General features: G+C 44.2%; 3 protein-coding genes and 1 pseudogene. 3 read left to right on the top strand and 1 reads right to left on the bottom strand.

Features of this window, described 5'->3' with window-relative positions; translation table 11 throughout:
- From dnaQ to nudC, 3 genes are all read left to right on the top strand, one after another.
- The coding region (dnaQ, locus tag B4H32_RS00340) for a DNA polymerase III subunit epsilon (RefSeq protein WP_286799029.1) at positions 1-684 on the top strand (684 nt) is incomplete at its 5' end.
- Positions 685-812: 128 nt separating this feature from the next.
- On the top strand, positions 813-2459 hold the full coding sequence (locus tag B4H32_RS00335; RefSeq protein WP_286799028.1) for a chemotaxis protein: 1647 nt from the start codon (positions 813-815) through the stop codon (positions 2457-2459).
- Positions 2459-3211, top strand: a complete 753-nt coding sequence (nudC, locus tag B4H32_RS00330; RefSeq protein ID WP_004776810.1) for an NAD(+) diphosphatase — start codon at positions 2459-2461, stop codon at positions 3209-3211. Before B4H32_RS00335 ends, nudC begins: the two co-directional genes overlap by 1 nt.
- Positions 3212-3229: 18 nt before the next feature.
- On the opposite strand, the pseudogene B4H32_RS00325 reads toward nudC, so the two are convergent.
- Positions 3230-3604: pseudogene (locus tag B4H32_RS00325) on the bottom strand (alpha/beta hydrolase); the annotation flags it as partial.

Raw genomic sequence — 3604 nt, 5'->3', positions numbered from 1 at the left:
CAGTTGATTCTGGATACCGAAACCACAGGTTTTTATTATCAGGATGGCGACCGCATTATTGAGGTGGGCGCGATTGAAATGATCAACCGCAAACTGACGGGTAGCTCGATTCATATTTATATCAACCCTGAAAAACCTGTTGGTGACTCAGAGGCCATCCACGGCATCACCGACGATTTTCTACAAGACAAGCCCAAGTATGCAGAAATTGCCGATACGCTATTTGCCTATTTAAAAGGTGCCGAGATCATTGCACACAATGCAACCTTCGATATGAACTTCCTCGACATGGAGTTCAAGCGTGCTGGCCTGCCCTTACTTTCCGAAGTTTGTAAAGTGACCGACACATTGGCACTGGCAAAAAATAAGCATCCTGGCCAAAAGAATTCTTTGGATGCCTTGGTGAGGCGTTACGAAATTCCTGCGCGGGACCGTACTTTCCACGGTGCGTTACTAGATGCCGAGATTCTGGCAGATGTCTACCTTGCCATGACGGGTGGACAGGTTTCCTTTGATATAGATGCCCTGTCACAAACGGAACAAGGTCAAAATAAAAACACCCGTCAACGTGTGCAGATTGAGCTTCCTGTCATTTATGCATCGGGTGATGAACTGGCCCAACATGAGACATGGGTCAAACAATTTGAACAGAAACATGGAAAGCCTTGCTTTTTTGCAAAATAAATTTACTGATCAATGTTATTTTTTGTATTTCAAGCTTTCAAAGTTACGCTATATTAGCCTATAGAACATTTAAATCTCCTGTTGCGGGAGGTTCATGGATATAACAACTCAGGAAAGGTGTAGGTCATATGTCTTACCAAACCTCGATTCATTTCGACCCAACGGCATTACTAATAATAAAAAATGAAATCGACAATTCGATTAAATTGGTGGAGACAGCAGTTAATACGCTTGCTGAAGAACAAGCCTTACCTTTTGGTATTGATGATGCACTCAATCAGTTTGAGCAATGCACACAGGTGCTTGCCCTGATTGATATGCCGCATTTGTCACAGATCACCAAGTATTCGGCTGAGTTGATGCGCAAGATCATGGCTCAACCGCAGCAAATCAAGACCAGTGATGTGGTTGCCCTCAGTGAAGGCACCACCATGCTGAAGCGCTATATTGAGTTTATCTGCCTGCGTGAAGTCAAGGTACCCCAGTTCCTGCTGGATACCCTGAACCGTCTGGAAAAGGCACTGGGTAAACCAATCACCAAAGAAGGCCAGACCATTCAGCCTTTACTGGACTGCATTACCCCACACTTTAACCTGCCACAGGCCCCAAGTCTGGAACACTCTCAGTATATTCACCAGCTTTACAAGCTATGCCTGAACAAGCTGATCAAGCAGGCGGAAACGCCTCTGGACTTGCAGGGTATTAAGCTTGTGGGTGTTTACCTTGCAGGTATGGTGGCAAATCTTCCAGGTCAGCAATACTGGCAACTGGTTAATGTCGGTTTAAGCCATATTGATGAACTACTAATTACCGAAGCACGTTTACGCACCCTGATTCAGGTCGAAACCAATATTGGCAAATTCCTGGCACAGCCGTCTGCCTACCAAAGCAACCTAAGTGATCTTGCAGATATTCTCAGCATCTGCATTAGTCAGGAAGATGATGTTTCCCAGCATATCCGTGAACAGCTCAACATTGGCGATGAGTTATTAAGCGATACCCAGTTGCAGGTGCTCAGCCGTCATTTGTATGGCCCTGACTATGAAACCATTCATACCATCAGCCAGTTGATGACGAATGAAATGGCGCAGATTCGTAATGAAATTGAATATAATCATCAGAATATGTCAACTCAGAAAACTCAGGAGCTACAACTCAAGCTGAACCAGCTTGCAAATGTGTTCAAGGTGCTTAACCTGAATGAGGCGGCAAAAGAGCTGATCCAGCAGGCTGAAAAACTCAGTCAATCCAATACACTAACGGATGTAGCTTCAGTACAGCAGTTGATGAACAGTATTCTAGCATCGATGAACTCAATCGGCATTCTGGAGCGTAACTACACCTCTAGCCGTTTGCAGTTGCGTGTCAATAACATGCATATCTCACTAGACCGTTTAGATGAAGCACATAAGGCGTTGTTGACTGAGACAAAAACACTGATTGAGACACTGACCCAAACCCTAAGCCTATATGTTCAGGATCCAGCCTCACATAGTCTGCAGGCATTGCCAGAGTATCTTAAGGAGCTATCTGGTGCTGCCCTGTTCCTTGGCAGTTCTGCTCAACAGACAGCATTGTTGACTGCGGCGAACTTTGCCCAGAATCGCTTAAACCAGAATCTGGCTTTAGATGCAGAGCAGGTGAACTGCATTTTAAATGTGGTTGCAGGTCTGGATTTACTGGTGGATAACCTTAAGAATAAACAACCTGTATTGCAATCTATGTTTGATGTGGCATTATCAAGCAGTCAGCAATTACAAAACATCGCCGCATAATGACTCAGCTCTCACTTGCTTATATTTTTCAACACCAGAAACTGTTAGTTGATGAAAACCTGCAACTGCCAAAGGTTGAAAAGTTAGCAAGTGACCTCCCCATCCATCACAATGATCATGTCATTGCACGTGATCTGCTTGAACATGAATCTGTTCCCGATGGCTATCAACTGATTCCCATTCGGGAACTAATCCAGTTATGGTCCACAACAGAATTTCTACAGGCTAGCCGTGCGGTGCAACTGCTTGAGTGGCGGCGTAACCATAAATTCTGTAGCCACTGTGGACATGCCACGGAAATCCATTCCAAAGAATATGCTATGGTTTGCCCTGCCTGTGGCTATCATCAATACCCACGTGTACAGCCTTGTGTCATTACAATCATTACCAAAGGTGATGATGAACTCTTACTTGCGAAATCAGCGCATAATAAAAGTAATATGTACGGTCTAATCGCTGGATTTGTTGAGGTTGGTGAAACACTGGAAGAGGCAGTACAACGGGAAGCCTTTGAGGAAGTCGGTGTCAAGCTTAAAAATATCCGCTATATGTCAAGTCAGCCGTGGCCATTTCCAAGCAACCTGATGATTGCCTTTCATGCTGAATATGATTCAGGTGACATTCAGCTCCAGCTTGAAGAAATTGCTGATGCCAGATTTTTTAAGTTTGACCAACTGCCTGAAATTCCGTTTAAGGGCAGTATTGCCCACAGTATGATCATGCAGGTCATAGGAAGTAGAAAAGCATCTTAAACGATGCTTTTTTAGTCTTTAGGGTTCTAAAGCCTCTTCCAGAAAATGCAGAATGGTACGCTTGGTCTTGAAATAATGACTCATCAGACTGGCAAGTGTTGCCACAATGGTAATATGCCCCGTCTTTGGAATCACGGCGATATGGCTATGATTACCCTTTTGTCTTAAGGCAATATCCAGATCAAGCGCGTTTTTTCTTTCAACGACCTGATCCTGTTCCGCCACAAGCAAATAATGCTTGATGTGGTTCGGTTCAATAAAGTAATAAGGCATCACCTGCTGATAGGAAATCTTGTGGTCAAAGGCATGTTCGGATAAAGGATCGCCCACATAGTCAAAATGGTAAGGTCCAGCCAGACCCACAATTGCCTTGATCTGGTCTTTATATTTGAA

The organism is Acinetobacter sp. UBA2063, from assembly GCF_002333245.1.
GTDB lineage: Bacteria > Pseudomonadota > Gammaproteobacteria > Pseudomonadales > Moraxellaceae > Acinetobacter > Acinetobacter parvus.
The sequence above is the reverse complement of the archived record's forward strand: the minus strand, read 5'-3'. Positions and strand labels throughout refer to the sequence as shown.

Bases quoted from the DNA above. Each gene is read 5' to 3' on its own strand.
- nudC (WP_004776810.1), top strand. From the start codon at position 2,459: ATGACTCAGCTCTCACTTGCTTATATTTTTCAACACCAGAAACTGTTA.
- B4H32_RS00335 (WP_286799028.1), top strand. From the start codon at position 813: ATGTCTTACCAAACCTCGATTCATTTCGACCCAACGGCATTACTAATA.